Source organism: Borreliella yangtzensis, from assembly GCF_014201775.1.
Taxonomy (GTDB): Bacteria; Spirochaetota; Spirochaetia; order Borreliales; family Borreliaceae; genus Borreliella; species Borreliella yangtzensis.
Genome location: NZ_JACHFG010000003.1, coordinates 1 through 25,373, shown reverse-complemented (window position 1 = coordinate 25,373; position 25,373 = coordinate 1). Strand labels below are relative to the sequence as shown.

Genomic DNA, 25,373 nt, shown 5'->3' with positions numbered 1-25,373 from the left:
AAATATTAAAATTCATTTAAAATTTTATAAAAAACCAATATGTTTTAAAGTATTTATGCTAATATTAATTTAAGAATATAAGTAAAACTTACAAAATATTCTGCTTACTGTTACGCGCATTGTTAAAAGGTAAACATTATAAAATAACATTAAAAAGAATATTAAATTAATACTTTATCCAATCCCAATAAATATTAAAAAGGTAGAGAGCCGGCTCTCTACCTTTTAATATTTAAACATGTCTGTAAATTAAATCATCACAACCTAAATGAAAAAAAATAAAATTTGCTTGCCTTCTATTCCCCGTTGCGCAATAACAGATGTTGCCAAAAGGGATGCTCTGATTGCTTTTATTAAGGCTTTGTCTGCTTGAAATGTAGATTTAATAACAAAAAGTAGCCCAAAAAGAAATTCTCTTTTCTCTAAATTTGAGATACTGCTAATCTCTTCTTCTGCTGATTTAATTCCTTCTTCTTCATCATACAGAAAATCAATTTCCTTTAACCCTATTGATTCAATCTCGCTTACTGTATGTGAATCACAATTGACTATCGTCCAATAAAATATTTTTAATATCTTGTCAACAATGTTAATTGTTATAGGAATATCAAAATCAGAAGGAATTTTATCAAATTCTAAAAGTAAATGGTTATTTAGTTTTTTAGCCAGCTCAATCGTATAAACAAGTCTTGATTTTGACTTTTGAAGCCTTAAATAAGCATCATCCAAATTGCTTGTCTTTAAAATTTTATTTAAATTAGTCTCTATTGTTAAGGAAAATTTGATAACTTGAGTTGACAATTCTTTGGCAAATTTAACATCATTAAATTTAAAATCCTGAAAATTGCCCTTTGTGTTGTTATTATTATCACCCATAACCTAAAGACAGAATCTTACAAAAGTTTTTTAAAGTCGATTTCAAAAAACAAAAAAGACAAGTTCACACTAGAACCTGCCTTTATTGTAAATAATATCTCAAATACTTAAACATTCCCATCATTTTTCAAATTTTTCAATTCGTTGTTACTATCGCTTTCAGTAAACACCCTTTTAATTACTTTAAAAATCTCTTCATTGCATTTCTCAGGTTTTTGACTATTCTCATCATCTTTGTTCTTGTACGCTTCAGTGCCAAATGCATCAGCTACCTTTTGGAAAAATAAACTTAAAGCTCCGCCTTTGCTCTTTTTAATTTTGTAACAAACATATTCATTAAAACTTAAAGACTGCTGATCAGGAGATCTTTTCTTGTTTGCATCCACTGATTTAGTGACAATACCACAAATATTATTAAAAGAATCTACAAACTCTTTTTGTCTGTTAACATCCTTAGAAAGCCAATCAAAAAATTCTTTATAGGATTTTTCATACTCAGCTTTTAAATTTTCTTCTCTACCATTAGCATCCATTGCGTCTTTTAAAAAGCTTTTTAAAGCCTCTAGCCTTTCAGACTCCTGTGATGTTAAAGTAGGCCCCCCTTTGGGAATCGGATCTTTAGCTAACAAATTATCGCCAACAACAATACGGTTGTTATCCGCATCAGAATCAGAAGCAATTTCTGTAAATGATTTAACACCAGTACTAAACTGCTTACAAGAAAATAATAATATTAATAATATAGGTACAACATTTATCCTTTTCATTAAAACCTCCAATAAAATATCTCGACACTATAGTTCATTTTTTAGAATTCTCAAGACATACAAAAAATTAATCTTATTTGTTATCTATTTGTATTTGTTTAAAAAGAAAATTAAACCTTAAATTTTTATTCCATTTAAAAGTCTTAAAAAGCTAAATAAAGGTTCAAATTTTTTTTGGAAAAAACAAAGAGAGATATATACTTGTTTATTGTTATAAATCAACAATTCATTGAAAACTTCTTTAAAACTACAAATAGGGCTTTAAGGCCCTATTTGTAGTTTTAAACCCAATAATAAAAACTAATACATCAACAGTCTTTTGAATTTACTATTTAGACTGTTTTGATTTTTTATTAAAACTTTTCATACTCTAGAATACATCTTTTAAAACTGAAAACATTTAAATTGATACGCAAACAAAAAGCCTTTTAAGGCTTAACAAAAGCAGAAATTGTATTTTTAAAAAAATTTTGCAATATAATTTGCTATAAAATAAATTAATTATTGAAAAAAAAGGAAAAAGTATGATCAAAAAAAAAACATTATTTTTGATGCTGGTCATCATAGTTGTAATCTCGTGCACAGTTTATAAAGCACAAGATGATCTTATCTTTGGAGTTGGAATTGGAAACGAACCAACATCACTTGATCCACAATTCTGCAGCGACAGATTAGGCCAGCTAATTATAAACGAATTATTTATTGGACTTTTAAGAGGTGATCCCAAAACGGGCGGGTACAGGCCGGGTCTTGCAAAAAGCTGGGACATTTCTCACGACAACACTTGCTATACATTCCATTTAAGAGACGACATTTATTGGAGTGACGGCGTTAAAATAACAGCAGATACTGTGAGAAGCTCATACATAATGGCCTTAGAAAGTGAGGAGAATATACCAAATATTAACCTATTAGCAGAAAAAATAAAAAATGCAAAAGAATTCTACACAACAAAATTAAATGCAGATGAAGTTGGAATACGGGTAATTAATGAAAAAACCTTAGAAATAACTCTTTCTCATCCAACAATATATTTTCTTGATATGCTTACACACCCAATATTTATACCTATTCCTACTCATGTTGTTAAAAAGTTCGGAAATAAATGGACAAGCCCCGAAAACATAGTTACAAGCGGGCCTTTTAAACTAAACAGAAGAACTTTAAACGAAGAAATATCTCTTGAAAAAAATAAAAAATTTTATGATGCCAAAAACATTGCTATTAATGAGATTAATTTTGTTACTGTAAACGACGCTCGCAGAATTTATAGCATGTACGAACACAACGAGATTGATGCTATTTTTAACAGCATACCTTTAAACCTTATTAATGAGCTTATTTTAAGAGAAGACTTTTATTCAGCCGACATTAGCCGAGTTGGATTTTTTTCATTAAATACAACTGTCAAGCCTCTTGACAACGTAAAAGTAAGAGAAGCATTATCTCTTGCAGTTGACAGAGAAACATTAGCCTACAGAGTGCTTGATAATAATTTTAAAGCATCAAGAAGAATAAGCCCCAACCTTAACAATTATAATTACGGAAAAAAATTAAAACTATACAACCCACGAAAAGCAGAAAAACTTTTAGCTGAAGCTGGATATCCAGATGGTAAAAAATTTCCAACCCTTACAATACAATACAATAACAATGACCTTGAAAAAGAAGTTGCAATTTTTATTCAAGGCCAATGGAAAAAAGTTTTAAATATTGATATAGAAATTGAACCTGTAGCATGGAATACTCACATATCAAACATTCTAAAAGGACAGTATGAGATCTCAGTAAGGTCCTTGCAAGGAGATTATTTAGATCCCATGGCATACTTTGATATGTTTACAACTAAAAACTCACATCTTTCATCTTACGGATATTCAAATTCTGAGCTTGATGAGCTGCTTGGTAAATCTGAGTTTGAAGTGGATGAAAAAATCAGACTAGAACTACTTAAAAAGATTGAAGAAATAATAATTGAAAAGGATTATCCAATAATTCCAATATACAGTGTTGTGGGAAACTATCTTTTTAGAAACGATAAATGGACAGGGTGGAATACAAACAATTCAGAAAGATTTGCCCTATCAGAAATAAAACCTTTAGAAGAATAAATGATTTTTTATAAATAGAGTCATTAATTTTGACTCTATTTATAAAGTTCTTTAAAAGATATAAGTTAATACGGTTTATTTTTTTAATTTGCTCGACTAAGCATAAGGGAAAGTACACAAATAAAATTAATAAATAATAAATTAAAGCTTATTTTTGCATTAATGCTAAAGAACTCTCTTTTAAAGAAGTTAAATCCTCTAAAACCTTATTAAAGTCAATACTGCTGCTAAGAATGTAATTGCATATTTCTCTTAATTTTTCATCTATATCTGAATATTTTTGGTTTAAAAGTCGCAATTCTGGCTGTGGATCAAGAACGGCATAATTGCTCCCGCCTAGCATGCTAAGCTTACTTAAGCTATTACTACTTTTTTCCATTAACCCGTGCTGTACATTTAGAATCTCTAATATTTTGTTTAAAAGATTAATTTTTTGTTCACTAAATTCGCTAAAGAAATTGCTAACTTTAATCTCACTATAATTAGAGATTCTAGAGCTTAGTCTATCAGTAAGGCTTTTAAATTTCCTTTGAATTTTTAAAATAGCACTCTCTCTTTCAGCTAAAGAAAGTTCAGCAAAATTTAAATCGTATTTATTAAGGTTTCTCTTCTTCATATTAGAAAAATCATTTAAATAACAAAATTTACTGCTATTGCCAATACATACATAAATATAAATTTATCTCTTCATGTATATTCTCCTTAATTAAAATTCAATTTATTTCAAAAACTATAAAATAGTTTAAGTATCTAACAAACACACATCTTTTACATCAATCCATCGACCAATTCAAATATATCGCTTAATATTAAAATTACTTTAAAATTTTTAATAAATTTAATAATTTAATTTTTTCTATTTAATTTAATTCCTTCTGTTTCTACGATATCGCTCTCTAGCTCTTAATTTAAGTTTTTCTCTGTTCTTTAGATAATATTCTCTGTTATAATTAGAGGCTCTCTCTTTATTTTCAGATAATGAATTCTTATTGTGAGTATTATTAAAAGAACTACAACCAAAAAGACATATTATAAAAAAAAAATGGCCATTCTCATATTTCTCTCTCCTTGAAATATATTTGAATAGATAAAAAAATATCTGAAATATCTGATTGGTCTTTTTTAAATTATCGAAATTATTAAATAATACATTTTTAAAATAAACTTCTTTAAATTTTCTTAAATTAAATACATTCTATTTAGTTTTAGGGTCAATAAAATTATCAAATTCGTTTGTTAACTTTTCGAAATCCTCTACTGTGTAATTAAGCTGTTTTAGCTTAGATTCAAAATCACTTTTTAAAGCAGCCTTATTAGCACTTTCCTTTTCTGCCTCTTTAGAGTCTATATATTCAAATGCAATTGAAAATAAGTTTAAAACAACATCTCTTTTAGAATCGTCAAATTGATTAAAATATTCATCAACTCTAGCTATTTTTTTAGGGTCATTGTCAAGTCTACTCTTAATAGTCTTTAAAATTTTTGATTTTTGTTCGTCTGTAAGTTTTGATCCAGACTTCAAATCACAACTAAAAATAAAAATTAAAGCTGAGAATAAACATATATAAAAAAATCTACTTTTCATATCCGCTCCTTTAAAATAAAAATTTATAGAAATTCAATTATAAATTATATCAATAACATTTTCCAAACAATTAAATTTAAAAATAATTTTTCAAAACTTTTAAAAGATTAAATATTGATTTTGTTTTTTTATAAAAAATTGTATTATTTAAAAATAAATTTTAATCGCTTTAAATTTATCTAATTTTGTCCTACTTTTAAGACAAAGTAAACTTAACCCAAAGTCAACACAAAACATAAAAAATTTCTAATATTTATAATCACAAGCTTAAATTGGCTACTAAAAATTTAGATCAAATCATAAATATTTAAACTTACCAAAATGAAATAATTTTTCTTTATAATTTAGCGTTAAAAGAAGATAGGCATTTGCAAGAGAATCAAGTGCATCATCTTTTGTTTTGCCATCTCCTTTGTAGCTGTAAATATCAGCTATAACATTTTTACTGATTATTTTTAAAAATTCTATTTTTCGGCTTTCAAACAAAGGAATAAGAGCACATATTCTTTTGAATTTACTGCTTAAGGGTTTTATTGGAGCAACTTTAAAATAATTAATACTTTTATTTCTTAAAAAAAGAATGGTTTTGGTCAAAATTCCATCTCCTTTCGTACTATCTCTCTCCTCAATATAAACAGTATTTACATTAAAGCTTTCTATTAAAACTTGAATAGAACCAAGCATTAAACTATCACTTACTGGTTTTTGGTCCTGATAAATATATGCATAAAACTTATCAAAAGTGCGTTCTAAAACACAAATAGCTGTATTGTCACCACCTACTGAGAATGCAGGATCAATGTACATTATTGGGTTTTTAAATTCATAATCCTGATTGAAAATCATTTCATTAAATAATGCAGATTCATTTAAAATCCACTCTCCATAAAGCACTCTAGCCTTATAAGCAGGAATATGCTTGTAAAGTTTTTCCTGAGTTTGAATAAAATCTGTTGAATTTAAAGGATTATCATACGTTGTGAAATTATATGTTTTAAAAACATCTGTATTTTCAATATAATCTGTTTTAAAATAATGTGCTGGGCTTTCTGGATTTGTATCAAAAATAATAATTGATTTGCCTTTTCTAAGCCTTTTTATTACTTCAAGCAAAGTTTCTTTGTGAATTACTGTTGCTTCATTTACATAAATTATTGCACTATTACCACCACGAATCTTAGAAAAAGAATCCCTGTTTCTACCCCCGTAGATATTAAGCTCAAGTCCTGCTATTTTACAAAAAGATTCACCGCTTTTCTTTTTCTGATAATCAACCCCTAAAAACCCACAAATTTTTTCTATTTGCTTTATAGTATTTGTCATTAACAAGCTAATAGAATTACCTATAATAAAATTATTAGTATCTCTCTCATATAAAGATTTGTTTTCAATAAGCTTTTTAATAAGTAAATATGAGGCTAAAAACGTCTTGCCACTTGCAATTCCACCACTAAATATTACTTTTGAATAATCGTGACTTTCTATGTCAAAAAGCACTTCTTTTTGCTTAGTAGTTAAACATTTGTTTTCAAAATCTTTAAAACAAATATTGGTTGATTTTGGCTTAATATAATCCAAAATATTAAGATTAAACTTATTTTTAAACTTTCTCTGAAGATTGAAAAATATTAAGGATTTTGAAAATTTCAAATTTTACTCCAATTTTAAATTCTTACTACTTAAAACAGATTTAAGCTTAACAAGAGCATCATAATCTTCCCTAATGCAAATATTAATAATCTCTTTTTCAAGATCTTCTCTCTTTTTGATCTTGGCATCAAGCTCCACTTCAAGACTTTCATTGCCCTTTAAACCTCTTTTTTTATTAGTGTCAATCTCACTTTGAAGCTTACTAATTTTTAAATCTAAAATTGATGCATCTTTTTTTATAGACCTCAAACTAAGATTTTTATACCTGCGATGAGAATCAATAAAAGAACAAACTATTTCATAAAATACCCTTTCAGCCTCGTTTTTAGCATTTTCTAGCTCACAAGCCTTTCTTGTAACAAGTAGCATTAAATTATCAAAATTATCCTCATTAGCCGGTACTCTAGAAATACCCTCTACTGCCAAATCACTAGAAGAAGAGCTCTTTTTACAAACAGAATCATTGGATTTAAAATATTTGTTTCGGGCTTTTGCTACAAAAGATTCACCAACACCTAAAATTTGAGCAATGTCTAAATCTTTTAAACCTTTTTTAAATAAAAAAATATATTCTTCTTTTCTATTTTTAAATATCATTATTTTATTTTAATTAAGTTTTTTTAAAAACTCAAGAAAAATTAAATAGTTTTTATTGGAAATAATTAATTTAACGATATATATTTTTAATTAGAATTAAATTAATAAAAATAAATGGTAAAGGAGAAAGAAAATACTTCAAATAAATTATATTTTGCTACCCTCGCTAATATTATCCTGCAATGTGGATAGAGGGTTTACTCAAAAACAAAAAACGAGAATCAAAAAAATAGTTGTTGCCGAACAAAATGAAGCATTAAAAAGCTTAATAGAAGCTGCTGGTGACAACACATCTAATAAAAGTTTACTAGACATAATCATTAAAGGAAAAAATAAAATAGTTTCTGGAGCACATAAAACAGGAAGATTTTTTAAAGGCTTAAAAGACGCTGTTATGCCCACCAAACCTGCTTCTCCTGCTCCCGCTACTCCCACTCCTTAAATGAAATAGTATTCAAAATAGTCAAAAGAGAAGCCAATAAATTGCGGGAGCATGGCTTCTCTTTTATTTTTAAGACCTAAACTCTTTTAGATCTTTGATTTAATCTACAAAATAACTAATTATCAATATTTTGACAAACTGTCACTAGATCTTAAAATCAAAAACTAGCTTACAAAAGTTAGCTTGTAATTCCAAACAATAGTATTGCTATATTTGAATAAAACAAACTTAGGATTCCTAATAAAAATAAACTTCAAACCAATACGCTTTAAAATAACATTTTTGCTTTAATGCAAATCCAAAAAACTATGTTAATTTTATTAACCAATGCGTTTTATTTTATTTCAAATAAAATGATCTAAAATTTAGGTTTTAATATTAATTATTTTTATCAAAGGAGGTAACAAGATTGAAAAAATTTAATTTAACAATTTTAGCTTTGTTTGTTTCTATGTTGATAGCCTGTAATTTCGGATTACCGGGAGACACAAAGATAGCTATTGAATCATCTTCTAGGGATGTAAAAAACAAAATTTTACAAATAAAAAAAGACGCGGGCTTAAAAGGTGTAAATTTTGAAGCTTTTACAGACAGCGAAACTGGTTCTAAAGTATCAAGCGGGGGATCAGTCATAAGAGAAGCAAAAGTTCAAGCTATTAATGAGGCAAAAAAGTTCTTTAAGACAATAGAAGAAGAAGCTTTAAAACTTAAAGAAAATGGAAATAGCAGTCAATTTTTGGCTATGTTTGATATAATGCTTGAAGTTGCAGAATCATTAGAAGCTATTGGAATAAAAGGAGTAAAAAACTCCGCTTCAGAAGAAGCTGAGAGTAATCCGATAAACACATTTGAAAGATTGCTTGAAGCCAAGATGAAAATAGAAAATAAACTAGAAGATATTAAGGAAAAACAAAAAATTAATAACGGAGATAAAAAAGTAATAAAAGCAAATAAAAGAAGTAAATCTTAAAATATTGTAATTAGAATGGGCTAAAAATGAGATTTTAGTTCGTCCTAATATTTACAATTTAATATTTATTAATGCTTTTATTAAAGTTTAAATTCAAAAAAAGGATATCATATGACTAAATGTAATAAAATTTTAATAAAACTAGCTTTACTTGTTAGCCTTTTTATAGCGTGCGGTTTAACAGGAGAAACTAAAATTAGATTAGAATCATCGGTTAAAGACATTACAGATGAAATAGATGAAATTAAAAAAGAGGGTGCTAGTCAAGGTATAAAATACGAAAACTTCAAAGAAAAAGCAACGGGCAGTAAAGTAGCAGAAAGTACATTCATATATAACTCAAAACTACGAGCTGTTAAAGTAGCAGAAGCATTCTTTACAGCAATAGAAGAAGAAGCTAATAAACTTAAAGAGAGTGGGGGTAGCAGCCAATTCTTAGCAATGTTTGACTTAATGCTTAAAGTCTCAAAACCACTAGAAGATGTGGGAATCCAAAACATGGAAAAAAACACCTTGATGGGCACCGAAAAAAATCCTGCAAATACAGCTGAAAGGGTAATTGAGATTGCAAAAAATTTGAAAAAAAAATTGCAAGAAGTTAAAAGAAAAAACGAAAACGCCCTTAAAAACCACGAGGAAAAACAGAATAAAGCCAATAGTTCTTCAACATCAACATAGTTTTTATTACCTATAGCTTAAAACATACAGCCAAGCAATAAAAATTTTATATTGCTTGGCCCAATAAGCTTAATATAATTTAGTAAACATTTCCCTTTTAAAACACAAAATCGAATACTCTTTTTGATATTATTTCAAAATTTTTTCCTTTAGCCTTTAAATCAAGGCTATCGTAAAGTACCTTATTGTTGTCCATTACAATAAAATGACCAAAATCCTGATCTTTTAACTTAATCTCTGTTATTTCAAACTCTCTACCAGCTACAGGCAAATAAAGTGAACTTTCATACCTAACCTTAGAAAATATTTTATAACAACTAAGAATTTTACATGGATTTAAAATATAACAATCATTTCTAATGTAGCCTAGTTTTAAAAACCTAAGGTAATTCAAATTAATATCTTTTGCCTTGAAATCAAAGCCTGTTAAAATAAATATCCAATAGTGTAGAGATAAAAAATAACACCCAAACTTTTGAATGTCTTTTAAAAGCTCTTTATTGCTTTGCAATATTTTTTCAATAAACATTTTTTAATTCTCCTAAAACATTAAATTGAAATAAAAGGCTTAAAGCAAACTGTAATTACGCTCACAATTTGCTTTTCACATATTTTGAAAAAACAATTTTTAAATATATTTTTTAAATAATTAAGCATGCCTAATCAATAAGAAATTTTTAGAATCTAAAAGCTTAATAAGAAAATATTTGGTTTAAGAACGACCTTTAACATTACTAAACCTGAGCCACTCAAACTAATTGTTTTTAATGGCGAAAGTATTAATAAAAACTTGTAGTACTCTTTCCTTTTAATCTTATTAAGCCTTTTCATCTTAACCCCTAATATAAGTTTTTTACTAATATTATAGTATAAAAAAATTTATGTTTTGTAAATACTTTTTAAAATTTTTCTAAAATTGCTGTTAAAAAATAAAATTTTTAAGTCAAAAATTAAAGGGTTTATTGAAATTTCTTTAAGAAGAACTTCCAATAAACCCTTTAAGGTAACAGGTCCTTATATTAAGAGCGACACATTGCGTGTCAGTCTGTACCTATAAAGTATACACTAACTTTTTAAGTTTTGCAAATAAATATTTTATTTTCGTTTATTTCTTGAAGTTTTAAATTCTTCAATTATTTTTAATAAAAAATCTTTTTCCTCAAAAAAAATTTTTTCTAAAAGAAAGCTTGTAAGTTTAGCATTTTTTTTATAAAAAGAATAAGATTCTTCCTTTTTGAGTTGAAATCTCAATGGTTTTATTGGGTTTTGGTTAGATTTTTTCAAACTTGGACTTTCTTTTGTTTTAAGCAAACAAATGGTTTCATTGATTCCATTTCTAACCACATACTTCTCTTCAATTAAACCTTCTTCTATTGCTGTTGCTATTTTTAGATATTTATATGTTTGGGTCCGAGCAAGTCTGTAGTCTTTTGCAAAATCATCAAAACTAGAATAGTTGTCAAGTTTATAATATTCTTTATCTTTAATTTCTTTTAGAACCTTCATTGCTTCCAGTTTGCAATAAATTTCTTTTTGAAAATTGATGTTTAATTTTTCTTTAAGCTTATTATAATGAATAAGTGCTTGTTCTTCTTCGTTAACACCCTCAGATAAATTCCTTTTATTTATCTTTATCTCCACTTGTACTTCTCCTTTACAATTGAGTACACTTAGTGTACGTAACCTGATTTATTTAAAAACATGTTAAGCGTATTTTGGTACTCCATTATGTAATCCTTCGTCAAATCAAATTTGTCGTTTTTTGCTATTCTTTTGTTCAAATCTTCTCTCTCAGATATTGTCCCTAAGAAATTACTATTTTTCTCTAAAACCTTTAAGAGTTCTTTATGAGTGTTATTTTTTTTAAATTTAGTATTTATTAAATACATTGGCAAAGTTAATAATAGCTTGTTCATAAAAAAAGTAAACAAATCTAAACTTTCAACAGCCCATTTTTCTGCTGTTATTGGGATGATTATATAGTTACTGCACACAAGAGCATTCGTTAAAGTAAAATCCAAACTGGGATTTGTATCAAGTATTATATAATCATAATGATTACTAAGTAGCTTTAACTGTTCTTTTAATTTAAATTCTTTATATGGAATAGATTCCGAATTAAACTTATGCAATGTTAAATAACTTGGAATCAAATCTAAATTTTCGTTAATTGTTATTAATGCATTATCTATATGTAAATTTGATATTAGTACTTCGTATATATTTCTGTTTATTAAATCCACATTGTTATCTTTAATTTTATTGAAAAAATAACTTGTTGTTGAAGCTTGGGTGTCAATATCTATTAAAAGAACTTTACATTTAATTGAAAGTAGTGTAGAAAAAATTAAACTTGTTGTGCTTTTGCCAACACCGCCTTTTATGCTTGCAATGGTTATTACTTTTGTCTCTTTTTTATCCATTCAGGAATAATTCCCCCCTTTGATAATTTTTTGTTATAGAAAGTATAAAGCTCTGTTTCTAATTCTAAAATAATGTTTAAAAGTGTATTGTAATAGGGACTGTTGACTCTATCTTTTTTGAGCAAAATATGAAGACCGTTTAAATAACAAAAAACCGAACCTTTTTTGAACTTAAATTCAATATATTCACATTTTCGCAAAGTATATGTTTCTTTTTTATTGAAATTTTTTACAATAAACGCTTTATCAAGCTTTCTTATTCCATAGTAAATTCCTAAAAATTCATCATCTTCTCTTAAAGAGAATAGATGAAACATACTTATTTCTTCTATATTAAAGATTCCTCTTAAAGAGAGGAAAAACTTAGTGGGCTCATTTTTGCTTATTCCAAATGTATAAAAGTCATTAAAGATTTTAGTATGGTAGATTTTTCTACCTTTAATCTCCTCAATCTTAGAAAAGACATTGGCCTTTTTTTCTTTTTTGAATTTTGATTTGTTGTCTGTGTTTAATTTTAATTCTTTTTGTTTTTGCTTTAATCGTTCAAGTAAAGCCGTCATTTTTTTCCTTTTTCCTTAATAGTAAAGCTAAACTATACATTTTTTTAGCTCACTATTTTAATCAGATTATTATAGTAGGAATTGTCAAATACCTTACTATATTTAAGATTAGGCTCATTCTCAATGAATTTCTCTAAAGTAGAAATTAGTTTATCATTATCTACTTTATGCCTTAACTGTTCTAATAATATACTAAAAATATTGTTTTTTATACTTTTTAATTTTTCCATTTTGTCCTGGACTTTGGAAATTTCTGTTTTTGCTTTTTTTATCAGCTTATCTAAGTCTGGATATTTTTTATATTCTATTATGAAATGCGGTTTTGTTTTATAGATCTCATATGTTTTGCTAAAAAATTTCTCGAGGTCTTCCTTTTTATATTGCTGATTTTCTAACTCTTTTACTTTTTCTGCAAGAATTTTTCTTAAAATTCCTGTTTTGTTCTTATATTTTTCATTTGTTTTTTTTATTTTGCTTATTAACTTTTTGTATCCGTTGTTTTTGAAAAATTTGCATAAATATCCTGGATTGTTTGTGTTTTCTTTTATCACATTCGAAAGGTGCTTTTCAATTTTTTTAGGATCTATTTCTTTAAGTTCGTTTTCAATGTGTTTCAAGTTTCTCAGATGATAAATTTTGATCTTATTTGTTGTTTTTAAATCCATTATTAGAGATGGAATTTTTGTTTTGAAGTCACATTTACTTAGATATTTTTTTAATATTTCCTTATTTGTTGTTTTTTGAGAATTTATGTATATATTTCTATATTCTTTTATATTATTATTTTTATTATTTATACACTCCCATTTAACACTACTATTTATTTGATTGAATTTTTTTATTCTTTGCATAAATTCATTAATTTTATTAGTTGTTTTTTCCTTGAAGTATGTGTTAATTATTAAGTAGCATTTTTCTTTTTCATATTTAAGTTTATAATAAGTTTCACTTCCGGAATTTTTTCCCAAATGTTTACAGTAGTTTAGTGTGACTTTGAATTTTTTCTCTAGTATATATAAATAGTTTTGCAGTGTTTTTAGTTTTATAAGTTTTTGTTTATTTCTTTCAAGGTTTTTATTTAGAAAATAAAGTATGTTTTTTTGTGTATATTTTTTTAAATTTAAGTTTATAAAGTTGAGAGTAGAGATTAATACAATCAAGTTGTGCTGGAAGTTTTTTGTAGTTTGTTTTGCCTTCTTTGTAGTGTTTGGTGATTTTTGATTCGATGTTTTCAATTTTATACTCCTAATATAAGTAATTTCTTTAATTCTAAATTAATTAATAGTACAGTTTCATAAAAAAGTAAAGTATTTTTATATAAAAAATATAAAAAAAGTATATTTACTATATATATTTGTTAAATATACTTTACAAAAGTAAGTTTTTGTAATAAAATACAATAAAGAATAGACTTATATTAAGAGTAAATTATTTTTACGTGTTAATTTTTATTTAAAATAGTGAGCTTATTAGCGATGGGTTTAATTTTTTAAGAATTTAGATTGTGTTATTTATATTATCCTTCATTCAAGAATCAGGCTTGAGTGAAGGAATTAGCCCAATTGGGTTTCTTAATTTTATCCCCAAGTATTTAATTAGAATTTTTTTATTTTGAAGGCTTAGGCTTAAATTTTGATTTGTGTTTTATTATTTATTTTTAAAAGAGAAAAAGTCCCCTAAGAGACTTTTTCTAGAAGTAACAAATTGAAAAATATATAAATTCAATTTTTAGGTTATAATAAACAATCTCCTACATTGGCCAATGCCTTTGTAGGATGTTTATTTATATATTATTTTAAAGCACCTTTAAGTTCATCAAGACTCTTAAGTTCACTTGGTTTGCCTTCAAGCTTAGAGCCTGCTGAGTCATAGTTTTGAACTGTAATTGTACCATCGGTTAAGAATACCAAATCTTTAGTTTTTTTGCTGTCAGCAGTAATTGTTAAGGTACTAGTACTGTCTTCCCATTTTGCTGTTTTTTTAGTAGAACCAGAATCAGTATCATCTAAAAAGAGTTGAATTTTCCCTGTTTTATCAATTTCTCTTCTTAATGTAACAGTACCTTCTGTGATTTTCACTGTTGTTTTTCCGCCTACAAGATTTCCTTCTAATTTAATACCGTTTTTGAGAGTTTCTACTGCTTTTGTAGCATTTTCAGCATCTGTCATTTGTGAGTATTCAAGTATAGTTCCGTTTGATCTTGTTAATTTTTGTGAGTCTAATTTATTAGCTTTGAAATTTTCTTCTGTTAATGACCCCTGTTTTTTAACAACTTTGCTTGAAACTTTTTTGTTGCTTGAATCAAATGTTTCTACAGTTACTGAATTTAGATCGTCAGAAATTGATATTGTCATTTTAGTCTTGTCAGCTTTTAAACCTTCAAGTTTTCCAGATCCATTCTTTTTATCAGAAGTTCCTTTAAGCTCAACCCCGTCAACCTCTGCTCTTAAATCATATTTACCAGCTGCATTTTTTTCTTTGCTTACGAAAATGGTGTAACCATTAAATAGAGACACTGTGTCTTCTGTTGATGTAGGAAGAACTTGCTTAGAGTCTTTTGATGATGAGTCTTTGCCAGAGTCTACAATTTCTTGATCATTATTTTGAGTTTTTGGCTCAGCACCTTTTTGTGCACATGCTAGTAAAGCTAATACTAATGCAAATCCTATTAAGTATTGTCTCATAAATTCTCCTTATTTTAAAGCGTTTTTAAGTTCATCAAGTGTTTTAATTTCAACTGCTGTACCTTCTAAATTGGTGCCTGCAGAGTCATAGTTTTGTACTGTTATTGTGTCTTCTTTTGTAAATACAAGGCTTTTTGTATTTTTGTTGTTAACAGCAATTGTTAAAGTTGAAGTTTTTGCATCCCATTTTCCAGTTTTCTTAGTAGCTTGAGTAGTTGAAGTGTCATTAATTTCAACTGTTACTTCGCCAGAGTTTGGAATGTGCTTACTTAGAGTAACTGTTCCTTCTTTAACTTCCAATGTTGTTTTATCAGCAGCTAGAGTTCCTTCAAGAGTAAAGTCTTTTAAAACTTCTTTAGCTTTTCCAGTTCCATCGCTTTTTATTTCTGTGTATTCAAGTCTGGTTCCGTTTTCTCTTGTTATTGTTTTTTCGGACAATTCACCTTTTTCATTGAATTTTTCTACTGTTGAAGACTTGTCTTTGGAATTTACTTTTCTTGACACTAATGTTTTACCATCTTCTTTGAAAGTTTCAAATGTGGTTTTGTTTAGATCATCAGAAATTGTTAATTTTACTTTACTTTTGTCATCTTTCACGCCTTCAAGCATTCCAGATCCATTGTTTTTATCAGAAGTTCCTTTAAGCTCAACTTTGTCTACTGTTGCCATTAGACTGTATTTACCATCTTTATCTTTTTCTTTGCTTACAAGAACTTTCATTTCGCCAGGTAAATCTACTGAAGCGCTATTTTTTTCATCAAGGCTGCTAACATTTTGCTTACATGCTATTAATGCTAATATTAGACCTATTCCCAATAAATATTTTTTCATAATATATTCTCCTTTTTATATTATATTAATATAACTTAATACAAGTATAATTATAGTATAAGATTAATAAATAACAAATAGAAAATTAAAAAAAAATAAAATGATAATAGAATCTTATTAGTTAAAGGCTAAATGTGTACTTTTTATTAAAATAAAAAGTCCCACAATTGGGACTTTAGGAAAAAAGAAAAATTAAATGACTTTAAGGTATGCTTTTTGAGTATTTTTTGTAAATTTTGATTGCTATTGGTTTTATTTTGTCAATGTGATTTTTTAAATTAGCAATGTTTGTTTTGATTGATTTTAAATTTTGATCTTTTTCTAATTTACTGCTGTCAAAAAGTTTAAACTCAGGATAATTTTTGTCATTTACTTTTTGTTTGGTCTTCACAAGGAATGTTTGTAAGTACATAATATAGCTTGAAAGATGTGCTTCATATAAGCTTAAAGCTTTTAATGTTTGCTCTTTTGGGAATAAGGGTTCTTCTGGAAGGCTTGCTATTGTAGAGCACGAAAAGATTATAAGCGTGTTTAATAAAAATAAAAAAGGGAAATTTTTAATTTTCAATTTTATCTCCTTTTAAGTCTTTTTTGTTATGGCTTTTTTGCAAATCTTCTGGAGTTCCTTTTATTTGTTCTTGGATTTGTTCTTGGAGCGCTTTAGTTTTTATTGTCATTAGTTCATTTCTTTCTTCTCTTAAACGCTCAATAATACTTATATCTCTTTCATCATTAATGCTTGATATAAGTTGAGTGATTTTATTATTAACATTTTCAATGTCATTTAATATTTTTATTGATTCTTCCTTTTCAAGGGTGTCTATTTTATCTTTGTAGATACTCATTATTAGGTTGTAAAGATTGAGTCCTAAATATATTCCCTTTTCTACTTTGATTTCTGTTGGAGAATCACTACTTTTTAGAAAATCATATAAGTTGTTTAAAGCCTCAATACCAGAGTTAATATTTATTTTACTGCTCATTTTGTTTCCTTTTTATTTGTATTTTTTAAAAGCTTTTTTATAATAAGGTTTAGATTTTCTCTAATCTGAGGCTTTACTGCTAAAATCATCGGCAAGATTGCCAGCACAATAAATCCTCCTAATATAATGAGTTTTGTATTGTCAATTGTTGACAAAAAAATAAGTATTGTATCCATAAATATCTCCTTTTAATTTATTTTATGCTTTGTATAGTATTGGCATCGTTTCGCCCATGTTTATACTGCCTGATCCAACGTAGTACCAACCATTGTAAATTGGTACTTTAAGTGTGAGCATGTTTTGCGAAGAAAATGAGGCAATTAATATTTTGGCAGAGCTTCTTGAAAATTGAAGGTAAAATTGTTTATCGTGATCTTCTGTCGAGCTTGAATACCTAATTTCTGCGTTTATTTGTAAATAAATGTATTCTTCTTTGTGCGATTCGTCAATGATAATTGATATACTGCTTTTGTTTTTAAGTACAATGGTTGTGGCTTTATTTTTATATTGAAATTCTAATATCGAAGTGTCATCAATTATTGTATGTTGTCCCCCAAAGCCGTGTGGTTTTCCTTGCCACCAAATGGGAGTGTTTACAATTTGTGGGATTCCGTTTTGATAACAGCTTACAATTTGTTCATTTTTTACATCAAAAGTTTTTTTAGGTATTGATTTGAAAGAGTTTAGAAATGTATCTTTAAAATTACTTATTTGTAAATAGTTGATTAGGTCACTTTTGAGTTGATTTATTTCAGATTTTTCTGCAAGAACTTCTTTTAAACTTTCAATTAAAATTTCAAATTGAATAAGCTCAAGATCCTTTGTAGTTGAATTGTAAATTGAAATTTTATTTGAAGACAATTTTGTGTCTGTGTGCTTTAAGCTTGAAATAAATGTAGACTTAATTTTTCTAAAAACAGTATCAAAATCTATGTCCTCAGGTGATGTGCTTAGCTTTAAAAGCTCAGAGATTACTTTTATGTAAATTTTTTTTATATATTCTTTGTTTTCTAAAAGCTCATTGCTAATTACGTCTTTTATTGCTTTTTTAAAGCACTGAAATTCGCTGTTGTAAAAGGTATCATTTTGTATTTGTTCTAGGAGATGTTTGTATGTGATTGCACAAGTATCTTCTACTATGTCGTCAATAGGAATAAGATCACTTTGATTAACTTTCGTTTTTCTATTTAAATCTTTGATTTGTACGCTCTCTTGTGGTTCGTTAGTATTCATAAATTCTCCTTTTTAATTTCTTTAGTTTTAAATTATTTAAATTTAGTAGATCAGAAAAAATAATCTACTTTGCAAAATTTTTTATTCTTGTACTTTTTATTTCTATTTGTTCTTTGTCTATGATTTTTACTATCCTTCCTACAGGGATTAATATTTTAATAAACTCGTATACCGAATTTTTGTAATCTTTGGGCATATAGTTAGAAGCCAGAGCTTTTTTAAATCCAAGGTGTTTTACAGTTATTTTTTTAAGTTTATTTTGATTTTTTGCTGCAATATTAAATTCAATCGGGGACTTAATGTTTCCAAGTAATTTTATTATTATCTCACCTGGAGTGTCTTCGTTTGACCTGACTTCTACGTTTGCATGTAAAAATGCCCTAAAAAGGACAATAAAGCTCTCATCAGTGCCAATAGATTTGATTGCAAAAATAATGGCACTCAAAGAGTTAACAAGATTTTTGTCTAACTCCTTTTTAAAGTGAAATGCGTTAAATATTGAAAGCATTAGCAATGCAATAAATTTGGAGTTAATGCTTTCTTGAACATTTATTGTTCTGAAGTTTTCAAGAAGCTCTTTTAGTTCTCTTAGTATCTCCTTTTTATAATCAAGCTCATTGTAAATGAACTTTTCAATTTGGGTATTTTCTAAAAATTTTGGTATCTCTTTGTTCATTTTTATTCTCTGTTAATAAGTAGTCTTTTGTTTGTATCAAAAATAATAATTTCATTCTCTTTAGTGTTTTCGTCTTTATTAAATGTAAAATCGCTATCACTAAGGTCTGTAATTTTTTTTGTGACATCGCTTTTAATGCAAGTTCCAATTTTTAGCTCTTTTATTCCCCTGATAATGCTAACTGGTGCAATAAAGTCTTGATATCTAAGAGATGTGCCCATTTCAGTGTATTTTTCGTTTAATATTTTATTGTAAATGTCTCTAATTTGAGCATCTATTTCTTTGTAGATTGCATCTTTTGCTTCTGTTTTGTAGATTGCTTTAAGATATACATATTTTTTTTCACCCAAGCTGAATTTGTATATTTTTTTTTGATTATGTTTGTTTAAAAATTCGATCTCAATATTACCTTTAAAAACAGTTCCGCTTGGTGCTGTGTAGTATATTGATTCCCAAATATTTTGCTTAGTTTCAATTTTAATTTGTTTTTTTTCTTTGTCTGTAAAGCAATCGTCTTCTAATATTAAGTAAAGGTTAATTGTTCCAGGACCACTTGAAATACTTACGTGCTTAACCCCTTCAACATTTAAAAGAGCTTTTCTTATTGCTTCGTATGTTGAGCTTTTGGGTGTGCTTAAGTCTTCTTTGAGCGCATTAAAATAGCTTCCATTTTCTGTGATTTTGGAAAAAAGTTCTTTTAAGACTTCTGAGATTTGTTTATCAATGCTTGAGCTTGGAAAGTTTATTATGTCGTAAATAGAATTATCTTGAATGTTTATTCCATATTTTGTTCTCAAAATATGTTTTTTTTCATTTTGAATTTCTTCTATTGTTTTTTCTAATATTCCTAAGTTTTTATCAAAAATTATACTCATATTTTAAAATCCATTTTTAAAGTGTCTTTTCCCAAAAAGAAAAATTTTATTGTTATTGTTTTGTTTTGAATGCTTGGCTTTACATTAATAAGATCTATTTTAAGTTCTTTTGAAAGGTTTAAAAAAAAATTTTTAATAGATTCTAGTTTATTGGCTTTACAAAGTTTAAAGTAAAAGTTGAAATCAAATCCATAATTTGGATTTTCTTTCAGGCTGCCTTTTGGCGTCTTAAGATAAAAAAATAAACGTTGTTTTTGTTCTTCAATGTTTTCTATTAATTTAAGATCGTTGTTAAATACTATATTAAATTTTTCGTCAATTTTAATTTCCATTTTTAACTACCAAGGTCATTTTAACATATTTTATTTGATATTTCTATAAAGTTTTACAAAATGTTTATTATTTTAAATGTTGAGATATATTATAATTTATATTTTTTTTAAAAAAATTCACTTATTTTTTTAATTTAAATATTGATTTAATCACAGTGTGGGAGACGGTATGAGAAAAATTTTATTATTTGTTATTTTATTATTTTTTTCTTGTAAAGAATTTAATTATTCTGATTTTAGGAAAAGATCTTCAAAGGTGTTGAATTCTTCTGATGGCTCAATAAATGGAGCACCTAAAATGTCTTTTGTGGACTCTTTAAATGATGACCAAAAAGAAGCTTTGTTTTTTCTTGAACAGGTGATTCTTGATAGTAGTCCAGACAAGTTTAATCAAATTTTTAATTTGAATAAGGAGAAAATAAAAGAAATGCTTGCTACTGTTGTTAAGTGCTTAAAAGCAAAAAGAAATGCCAAAATGGCTCTTGAACGTTCAAATGATGCAAATGCTGCTAATGCTAAGAGGCAATTGTTGCAGGTTGAAGAAGCTTACATAAATAATTTGAGACAATCTTTTTTAACTACTCAAGACATTGAAGAAGCTTGTAATTTTGTGAAAAACTATGATGCATCCGCTTCGTTTTAACTTGTGTTAATTGATTGTTTGATTAACTCTTCTAAAGAAGAGTTAATCTTTCTATTTATATTTGTTTTTTTTGTTTTAAATATATGGCTTTTGTTATCTTTATTTAAAAGATAATAATTAAAACAATTTTAAGACTAATTCCTTTTGTAGTAAGAATTAAGGCGGAGCATACATTTAGTGTATAAAAGAGAGATATGCTTTTATTTAAACCTATAATTAAATAGAGGAAATTTAATTTATGAATAAAATGGGAATTGCAGCTGGTATTGGTTTTTTATTGCTTTTTAGTTGCAATAGTAAATCTTTAGAAGAAGATTTAAAAATTAGCATTTCCAGCAGTAAACAAAATTTAATAAGTAATCAAAAAAAATCTTTAGAGTCTAAAAGTAATAAGCTTAAAGATTCTAATTTAGGTAATTTAAAAAGCAAAAAGAATGACCCATCAAACCCCGGAGAATTTAAGGACTTTAAAAAGGATTTGCAAACTTTAAAAAATTCTAAAAATTTAATGTCACTTGGCTCAGATCATAAAGGCAGTGATTTGGATAGTTTAAATAATTCTAAGTCTGTTCAAAAAATGCCTTCAAATCGCGATATGGTTAAGTCAAAGCACAGTAAAGCTTTGCTGAAAAATACTAATAATGATGGGATTTGGATTCCTAATTTAAACTTAGAAGAGGACAAAAATTTTGAGTTTTTCAAGAAATCTTTGCAAAATGATGAACATAGGTATACTCTTGGCGGATGGCTTTTAAACAACGATGAAATGTTAGAAAAGTATAAGTACAGCGAAAAAGATATTAATCAATTTTTGATTGATATAGGAAAAAAGCGATGGGAAGATTTATCTTCTAAAATAAGTATTTTAGTGAGATTGATTGAAAATTATTCTGACAGAAGTGATAGAGAAGATGAAACTTCTCTTTTAGAAATGAATTTGTGTCAACAATTTTATTTAACCAAGATTAATGCTGGTGGTTCAAATTCAGACATTCTTGTTGCTCTTGAAAAGACAATCGATCAGCAAATTGGTAGTGTTAGCAAAGAGCTTCTTGAATTTAAAAATTTTTCTCTTGCTACAAAGGCAGAGCTTGATTGGCATTTTAATTGGAATCGCAGTTTAACAGACGAAGAAGAAGAAACTTTGCGACTTTGTGGGGTTTTGTTGCATGGAGATTTTGATTTTGAGAATCTTGACGATTTGTTTAAAAAACTTGGAAAAGAATATTCTAGGTTGATATTGAGAAAGCTAGAGGAAATAACATTAAATTATGATGTTAAAGGTTTCTTAAAAGAAATGGAGAAATCAAATAAATCTTTCAAACAAGTATTGGGCTCTATTAAGAATAAAAACAGAAAAATATTGATTCTTAAAGTTAGAAATACCCTTTTAGAAATTTTTAAGCTTTATTATACCAATATTGGTAAGAATAAAAAACTTTATGATTATATAGATCGCATTTTAAACAGTTTGAAAAAAGAGATTATCAGGCGTTAAATTTTTATTTTGATTTTTTTGTTAATTGATCTACATTTGCTTCTAATAATATAATTTAAATTTTTTAAATTATATGCAAATTTTTAAAGGGGGAGCGTTTTGAAAATAGTCATTGTATTCGTTGTGGTTTTAATTCTTGGTTGCCATTTAGATAATAATTCAAAAATGGAGAAAGAGAGTAGTGGACTTATTGGAGAAAATGCATCTAGGCTAAGTCAAAAAAAAGAAACTTTAGGTTTAATGAATTTTGGATCATTCTCAGATGATTCTGGTTTGGTGTCTGATTTTCAAAATTATGAGGCCTTAAAAGCGCTTGAAAATAAAAATAAATTTATTGATTACAACCAAATAGAGTTTTTAGAAGGAACAAAAGCAGTTTCTGCATTTTTTTTGTCGGTGTATGTTCGTTGGATAAAAATTAAAGCCAGAGATTTGTTTAATGAGTTTGGGAATTGTATTGAGGAGCTTAAGGGGATTAAGTATTCTTATCTTGTTACTCCTATTGATGGGAATTATGTTTCTTATGCTATGCCATTAATAATCTTTGAGACTACTAGCGAGAGTGATCCTTTTTATTCTGTTTCTGGATTTAGATTTATAAGTAAGGGAAGTGATATAAATTTTAATGAAAATAAAGGAGGGCTTTTTGGAGGAATTCCAATGTCTGAAAAGTCAGTTGAATCTGGACTTGTAACCGCATATCCTTTTGGATCTAAGAATGCTAAAAAAGTAGTTGAAGCTTTTACTGATCTATATAGTAATGGAGTTTGGAAGGATATGATTGCTGAGATTACCATTAAGTCTAAGCAATCTTCACAAAATAAAAAAGTTTACAAAATTTCACTTGATTCTAAGCTGTTTAATGTTACTATGAAAAAAATAATTGAAAAATATCCTAAAATAAAAAATGCTAGTTGTTTTAATTCTTTGATTAACTAAGAAGTTGTTTTAAAAGCTAGCGGTTAAAACCCACTAGCTTTTAACACCAGTTTTTATACTAGTTTTTATAAAATGGTTAATTTTAAACTTGGTTGATTATATGGCGTCTTTAAGGCTATTAAATATAGCTTTGGAATCTGTTTGATTGAAAATTCCATCGAATCCGCTAGCAAGTACGGCTTTGTAAGTATCTAACTTTTCAGGATCTTTTTCTTTTGTATCTTTATTTTCTTTAATTTTTGAGAGCATTTCTTTAATTTCATCTTCTTTTAGATCTGATAAAAACTTGTGTATAGATTCTTCTATTTTGCTTTCATCCATGCCAGTATTTTTAAAATGTAAACCAATATTTGGGTCTACTAGTTTTTCTTTTAATAATCCTGTTAAAAATGTTAGTGTTTCTTTTTCATCATAGTTTAAATTTAATTTGCTTATTAATTTTTCTAAAGGTGTTGTTTTACTAAATTCAATTCTATTGTCATCAACTAGATTTGATTTAGATTGTAATTTTTGAGATTCTTCATCCAGATCACTATTAAACTCGGCAGTATTAGTTTTTTTGGTACAATTAAACATAAATACTAATATGGTAAATATAATAATCGTTTTTTTCAAAATAGTCTCCTTAAAAGTAGTTTTAATTAATAATAAGATATATTATATCATTTTAAGATAATGTTTAGAACATTTTAATTAATAATTGTTATTATTGATTGTTAAAAATATTGTATCAATTGAGTATTGAGAACAATTTCTTAATTTGGTTGAATATTATACAAGTTTTTAATATTTTAATATTTTTTGTATTTTAAGAGTTTAAAAAATATTCTAAATTTAATTGATAAGCCTAAGAAGAGAGTACTTGTGTTAATGCCTTCTTCTTAGGCAAATTAATTTTTAATATTAAATTTAAAAAATTATTGTATTATTATTTTGTTAATAACTCTTTTTAAAAGATAGTTGAAATCCTCTTGTTACAATATCGAAATTGGGTTCAAAACCCGCAAGTTCAGCACTTAATCTTTTTTTAAGATTTTCATTGTACCAATTTGCAAATGTGAATGGAATAATAAGTGATGTTGCGTATGATGTTAAGATCATGCTTGCTCCTACCCCTATCAGTATGGATCCGGTTAATTGTGTTTCTCGAGCGTTAAGAATAATCCCAGTTCCACAAAGAATTGCTCCTAATAAATTAAATCCAAGTACTGATCCACCACCAATATAATCCCCTTGGGCAAAAGATCCTATCCCAAAAGGCAAGAATAAATTCAAAAGGAATGGCCCGATTGGATTTTTTTTTTCTTTATCATATTTATTGAAGCTTTCAATACCTTTTTCAATTCTATCTTGTTTATCGGTTTTAGCAAAGATTTGAATCGTCAAACTAAAAATTAATATTAATATGAAAATTTTTTTCATATTTTTATACCCCCTTCTTAATAGTAAGTTTTGATAAGTAAAATATTAGCGCAATTTGTAATAAATGAATACAAGCTTGTTGTAAGTAAAAAAAGTTGTTTTTTTAAGAATTAATTTTTAAATTGCATCTACTAGAAATTTTTTTGGTTAGTATAGGTGATTTTAGAAGTTTGTGGGTGAAATAAGTATAACGATGAGGCATAAGGGGTAAAAATGTAGGAAGCCTTTGTGAATTATTATGAAAATTTATTAAATAAGTTTGGATGATTAAAAGATTTTTTAATTAAAGAAAAGAATTAAAGCTTTAGATATGTTGTTGTGTGGTTATTAATAATAGTGTTGAAGGCCGCGCGATTTTCAAATTCATAAATATAGGGCTATAATATAAATTTCTTTAAAACTTTAATTTTATTATATTTATTATTAGTTAAGTTTAGATAATTATTATTTTTAATATTTGTGTTTTTTGTTATTGCTGTGTCCAACTGAATTTAGTTTTAGTATTATGTGTTCATTTTTATGATTAAAAATGGATTAAAGATCATTTCATTTAAAATTATTTCAAATTTTTTATGATTAACAATTGATTTTTAGGACA

General features: G+C 26.9%; 29 protein-coding genes. 7 read left to right on the top strand and 22 right to left on the bottom strand.

Annotated elements, in window-relative coordinates; all coding sequences use genetic code 11:
• Nucleotides 1-264: 264 nt before the first annotated feature.
• Together HNP68_RS04410 and HNP68_RS04405 are read right to left on the bottom strand one after the other, a co-directional pair.
• Entirely contained in the window at nucleotides 265-876 is a 612-nt protein-coding gene (locus HNP68_RS04410; protein WP_183220899.1) for a hypothetical protein, read from the bottom strand.
• 107 nt (nucleotides 877-983) lie between these two features.
• A complete protein-coding gene (locus HNP68_RS04405; protein ID WP_183220897.1) occupies nucleotides 984-1,643 on the bottom strand; it encodes a hypothetical protein in 660 nt (219 codons plus the stop codon).
• Between the two features lie 524 nt (nucleotides 1,644-2,167).
• On the opposite strand from HNP68_RS04405, the gene HNP68_RS04400 reads away from it, so the two are divergent.
• The gene (locus HNP68_RS04400) at nucleotides 2,168-3,754 is read left to right on the top strand and encodes a peptide ABC transporter substrate-binding protein (protein WP_183220895.1); all 1,587 of its coding nucleotides are present in this window, start codon (nucleotides 2,168-2,170) and stop codon (nucleotides 3,752-3,754) included.
• A 148-nt stretch (nucleotides 3,755-3,902) separates the two neighbouring features.
• Here HNP68_RS04400 and HNP68_RS04395 read toward each other — a convergent pair whose 3' ends face one another.
• The 4 genes from HNP68_RS04395 to HNP68_RS04380 form a co-directional block, all read right to left on the bottom strand.
• Nucleotides 3,903-4,370, bottom strand: coding sequence for a hypothetical protein (locus tag HNP68_RS04395; RefSeq protein WP_183220893.1), 468 nt, complete (start codon nucleotides 4,368-4,370; stop codon nucleotides 3,903-3,905).
• Between the two features lie 579 nt (nucleotides 4,371-4,949).
• Nucleotides 4,950-5,339 carry a hypothetical protein gene (locus HNP68_RS04390; protein ID WP_183220891.1) on the bottom strand — a complete coding sequence of 130 codons (390 nt, stop codon included), beginning with the start codon at nucleotides 5,337-5,339 and terminating at the stop codon, nucleotides 4,950-4,952.
• A gap of 297 nt (nucleotides 5,340-5,636) precedes the next feature.
• Nucleotides 5,637-6,989, bottom strand: coding sequence for a PBSX family phage terminase large subunit (locus HNP68_RS04385; protein WP_183220890.1), 1,353 nt, complete (start codon nucleotides 6,987-6,989; stop codon nucleotides 5,637-5,639).
• A gap of 3 nt (nucleotides 6,990-6,992) precedes the next feature.
• Nucleotides 6,993-7,586: a DUF603 domain-containing protein gene (locus tag HNP68_RS04380; RefSeq protein WP_183220889.1), complete on the bottom strand. Its 594-nt coding sequence runs from the start codon at nucleotides 7,584-7,586 to the stop codon at nucleotides 6,993-6,995.
• Between the two features lie 184 nt (nucleotides 7,587-7,770).
• Here HNP68_RS04380 and HNP68_RS04375 point away from each other — a divergent pair, with 184 nt between their 5' ends.
• From HNP68_RS04375 to dbpA, 3 genes are all read left to right on the top strand, one after another.
• Complete coding sequence (locus tag HNP68_RS04375) at nucleotides 7,771-8,028, top strand: hypothetical protein (RefSeq protein ID WP_301380136.1); 258 nt, start codon at nucleotides 7,771-7,773, stop codon at nucleotides 8,026-8,028.
• Between the two features lie 409 nt (nucleotides 8,029-8,437).
• Nucleotides 8,438-8,998, top strand: a complete 561-nt coding sequence (dbpB, locus tag HNP68_RS04370) for a decorin-binding protein DbpB (protein ID WP_183220887.1) — start codon at nucleotides 8,438-8,440, stop codon at nucleotides 8,996-8,998.
• Nucleotides 8,999-9,109: 111 nt separating this feature from the next.
• Nucleotides 9,110-9,676 carry a decorin-binding protein DbpA gene (dbpA, locus tag HNP68_RS04365; RefSeq protein ID WP_183220886.1) on the top strand — a complete coding sequence of 189 codons (567 nt, stop codon included), beginning with the start codon at nucleotides 9,110-9,112 and terminating at the stop codon, nucleotides 9,674-9,676.
• 97 nt (nucleotides 9,677-9,773) lie between these two features.
• Here the strand turns inward: dbpA and HNP68_RS04360 are convergent, their stop codons facing one another.
• The 14 genes from HNP68_RS04360 to HNP68_RS04295 all read right to left on the bottom strand — a co-directional run bounded on the left by HNP68_RS04360 (nucleotide 9,774) and on the right by HNP68_RS04295 (nucleotide 20,273).
• Nucleotides 9,774-10,205: a DUF261 domain-containing protein gene (locus HNP68_RS04360; protein WP_183220884.1), complete on the bottom strand. Its 432-nt coding sequence runs from the start codon at nucleotides 10,203-10,205 to the stop codon at nucleotides 9,774-9,776.
• A gap of 566 nt (nucleotides 10,206-10,771) precedes the next feature.
• On the bottom strand, nucleotides 10,772-11,317 hold the full coding sequence (locus tag HNP68_RS04355) for a chromosome replication/partitioning protein (protein WP_183220882.1): 546 nt from the start codon (nucleotides 11,315-11,317) through the stop codon (nucleotides 10,772-10,774).
• Between the two features lie 29 nt (nucleotides 11,318-11,346).
• Nucleotides 11,347-12,099 (bottom strand): ParA family protein, encoded by a 753-nt coding sequence (locus tag HNP68_RS04350; protein ID WP_183220880.1) that lies wholly within the window; start codon nucleotides 12,097-12,099, stop codon nucleotides 11,347-11,349.
• Nucleotides 12,075-12,659, bottom strand: a complete 585-nt coding sequence (locus HNP68_RS04345; RefSeq protein WP_183220878.1) for a DUF226 domain-containing protein — start codon at nucleotides 12,657-12,659, stop codon at nucleotides 12,075-12,077. Before HNP68_RS04345 ends, HNP68_RS04350 begins: the two co-directional genes overlap by 25 nt.
• 44 nt (nucleotides 12,660-12,703) lie before the next feature.
• The gene (locus HNP68_RS04340; RefSeq protein WP_183220876.1) at nucleotides 12,704-13,894 is read right to left on the bottom strand and encodes a plasmid maintenance protein; all 1,191 of its coding nucleotides are present in this window, start codon (nucleotides 13,892-13,894) and stop codon (nucleotides 12,704-12,706) included.
• 555 nt (nucleotides 13,895-14,449) lie between these two features.
• Nucleotides 14,450-15,343, bottom strand: a complete 894-nt coding sequence (gene ospB / locus HNP68_RS04335; protein ID WP_183220874.1) for an outer surface lipoprotein OspB — start codon at nucleotides 15,341-15,343, stop codon at nucleotides 14,450-14,452.
• Nucleotides 15,344-15,352: 9 nt separating this feature from the next.
• Nucleotides 15,353-16,174: an outer surface lipoprotein OspA gene (gene ospA / locus HNP68_RS04330; RefSeq protein WP_183220872.1), complete on the bottom strand. Its 822-nt coding sequence runs from the start codon at nucleotides 16,172-16,174 to the stop codon at nucleotides 15,353-15,355.
• Between the two features lie 202 nt (nucleotides 16,175-16,376).
• On the bottom strand, nucleotides 16,377-16,742 hold the full coding sequence (locus HNP68_RS04325) for a BBA14 family lipoprotein (RefSeq protein WP_183220863.1): 366 nt from the start codon (nucleotides 16,740-16,742) through the stop codon (nucleotides 16,377-16,379).
• Nucleotides 16,732-17,157, bottom strand: a complete 426-nt coding sequence (locus HNP68_RS04320; RefSeq protein WP_183220861.1) for a BlyB family putative holin accessory protein — start codon at nucleotides 17,155-17,157, stop codon at nucleotides 16,732-16,734. Before HNP68_RS04320 ends, HNP68_RS04325 begins: the two co-directional genes overlap by 11 nt.
• The gene (locus HNP68_RS04315) at nucleotides 17,154-17,333 is read right to left on the bottom strand and encodes a BlyA family holin (protein ID WP_183220858.1); all 180 of its coding nucleotides are present in this window, start codon (nucleotides 17,331-17,333) and stop codon (nucleotides 17,154-17,156) included. The genes HNP68_RS04320 and HNP68_RS04315 overlap by 4 nt, the downstream gene beginning before the upstream one ends.
• A 22-nt stretch (nucleotides 17,334-17,355) precedes the next feature.
• Nucleotides 17,356-18,390: a DUF685 domain-containing protein gene (locus tag HNP68_RS04310; RefSeq protein WP_183220856.1), complete on the bottom strand. Its 1,035-nt coding sequence runs from the start codon at nucleotides 18,388-18,390 to the stop codon at nucleotides 17,356-17,358.
• A gap of 64 nt (nucleotides 18,391-18,454) precedes the next feature.
• The gene (locus tag HNP68_RS04305) at nucleotides 18,455-19,066 is read right to left on the bottom strand and encodes a DUF735 family protein (protein ID WP_183220854.1); all 612 of its coding nucleotides are present in this window, start codon (nucleotides 19,064-19,066) and stop codon (nucleotides 18,455-18,457) included.
• A 2-nt stretch (nucleotides 19,067-19,068) separates the two neighbouring features.
• Entirely contained in the window at nucleotides 19,069-19,941 is an 873-nt protein-coding gene (locus HNP68_RS04300) for a DUF276 domain-containing protein (RefSeq protein ID WP_183220852.1), read from the bottom strand.
• Nucleotides 19,938-20,273 carry a contractile injection system sheath initiator gene (locus HNP68_RS04295; RefSeq protein ID WP_183220850.1) on the bottom strand — a complete coding sequence of 112 codons (336 nt, stop codon included), beginning with the start codon at nucleotides 20,271-20,273 and terminating at the stop codon, nucleotides 19,938-19,940. The genes HNP68_RS04300 and HNP68_RS04295 overlap by 4 nt, the downstream gene beginning before the upstream one ends.
• A gap of 169 nt (nucleotides 20,274-20,442) precedes the next feature.
• Between HNP68_RS04295 and HNP68_RS04290 the strand changes: the two genes are divergently transcribed.
• The 3 genes from HNP68_RS04290 to HNP68_RS04280 all read left to right on the top strand — a co-directional run bounded on the left by HNP68_RS04290 (nucleotide 20,443) and on the right by HNP68_RS04280 (nucleotide 23,353).
• On the top strand, nucleotides 20,443-20,916 hold the full coding sequence (locus HNP68_RS04290; protein WP_183220848.1) for a BBA07 family lipoprotein: 474 nt from the start codon (nucleotides 20,443-20,445) through the stop codon (nucleotides 20,914-20,916).
• A 238-nt stretch (nucleotides 20,917-21,154) separates the two neighbouring features.
• Nucleotides 21,155-22,414, top strand: coding sequence for a hypothetical protein (locus HNP68_RS04285; protein WP_183220846.1), 1,260 nt, complete (start codon nucleotides 21,155-21,157; stop codon nucleotides 22,412-22,414).
• A gap of 99 nt (nucleotides 22,415-22,513) precedes the next feature.
• A complete protein-coding gene (locus tag HNP68_RS04280) occupies nucleotides 22,514-23,353 on the top strand; it encodes a S2/P23 family protein (protein ID WP_183220845.1) in 840 nt (279 codons plus the stop codon).
• 96 nt (nucleotides 23,354-23,449) lie between these two features.
• On the opposite strand, the gene HNP68_RS04275 is transcribed toward HNP68_RS04280, so the two are convergent.
• Both HNP68_RS04275 and HNP68_RS04270 read right to left on the bottom strand, forming a co-directional pair.
• Nucleotides 23,450-23,968: a BBA03 family outer surface lipoprotein gene (locus tag HNP68_RS04275; RefSeq protein ID WP_183220843.1), complete on the bottom strand. Its 519-nt coding sequence runs from the start codon at nucleotides 23,966-23,968 to the stop codon at nucleotides 23,450-23,452.
• Between the two features lie 321 nt (nucleotides 23,969-24,289).
• The gene (locus tag HNP68_RS04270; RefSeq protein ID WP_183220841.1) at nucleotides 24,290-24,775 is read right to left on the bottom strand and encodes a P13 family porin; all 486 of its coding nucleotides are present in this window, start codon (nucleotides 24,773-24,775) and stop codon (nucleotides 24,290-24,292) included.
• Between the last annotated feature and the right edge of the window lie 598 nt (nucleotides 24,776-25,373).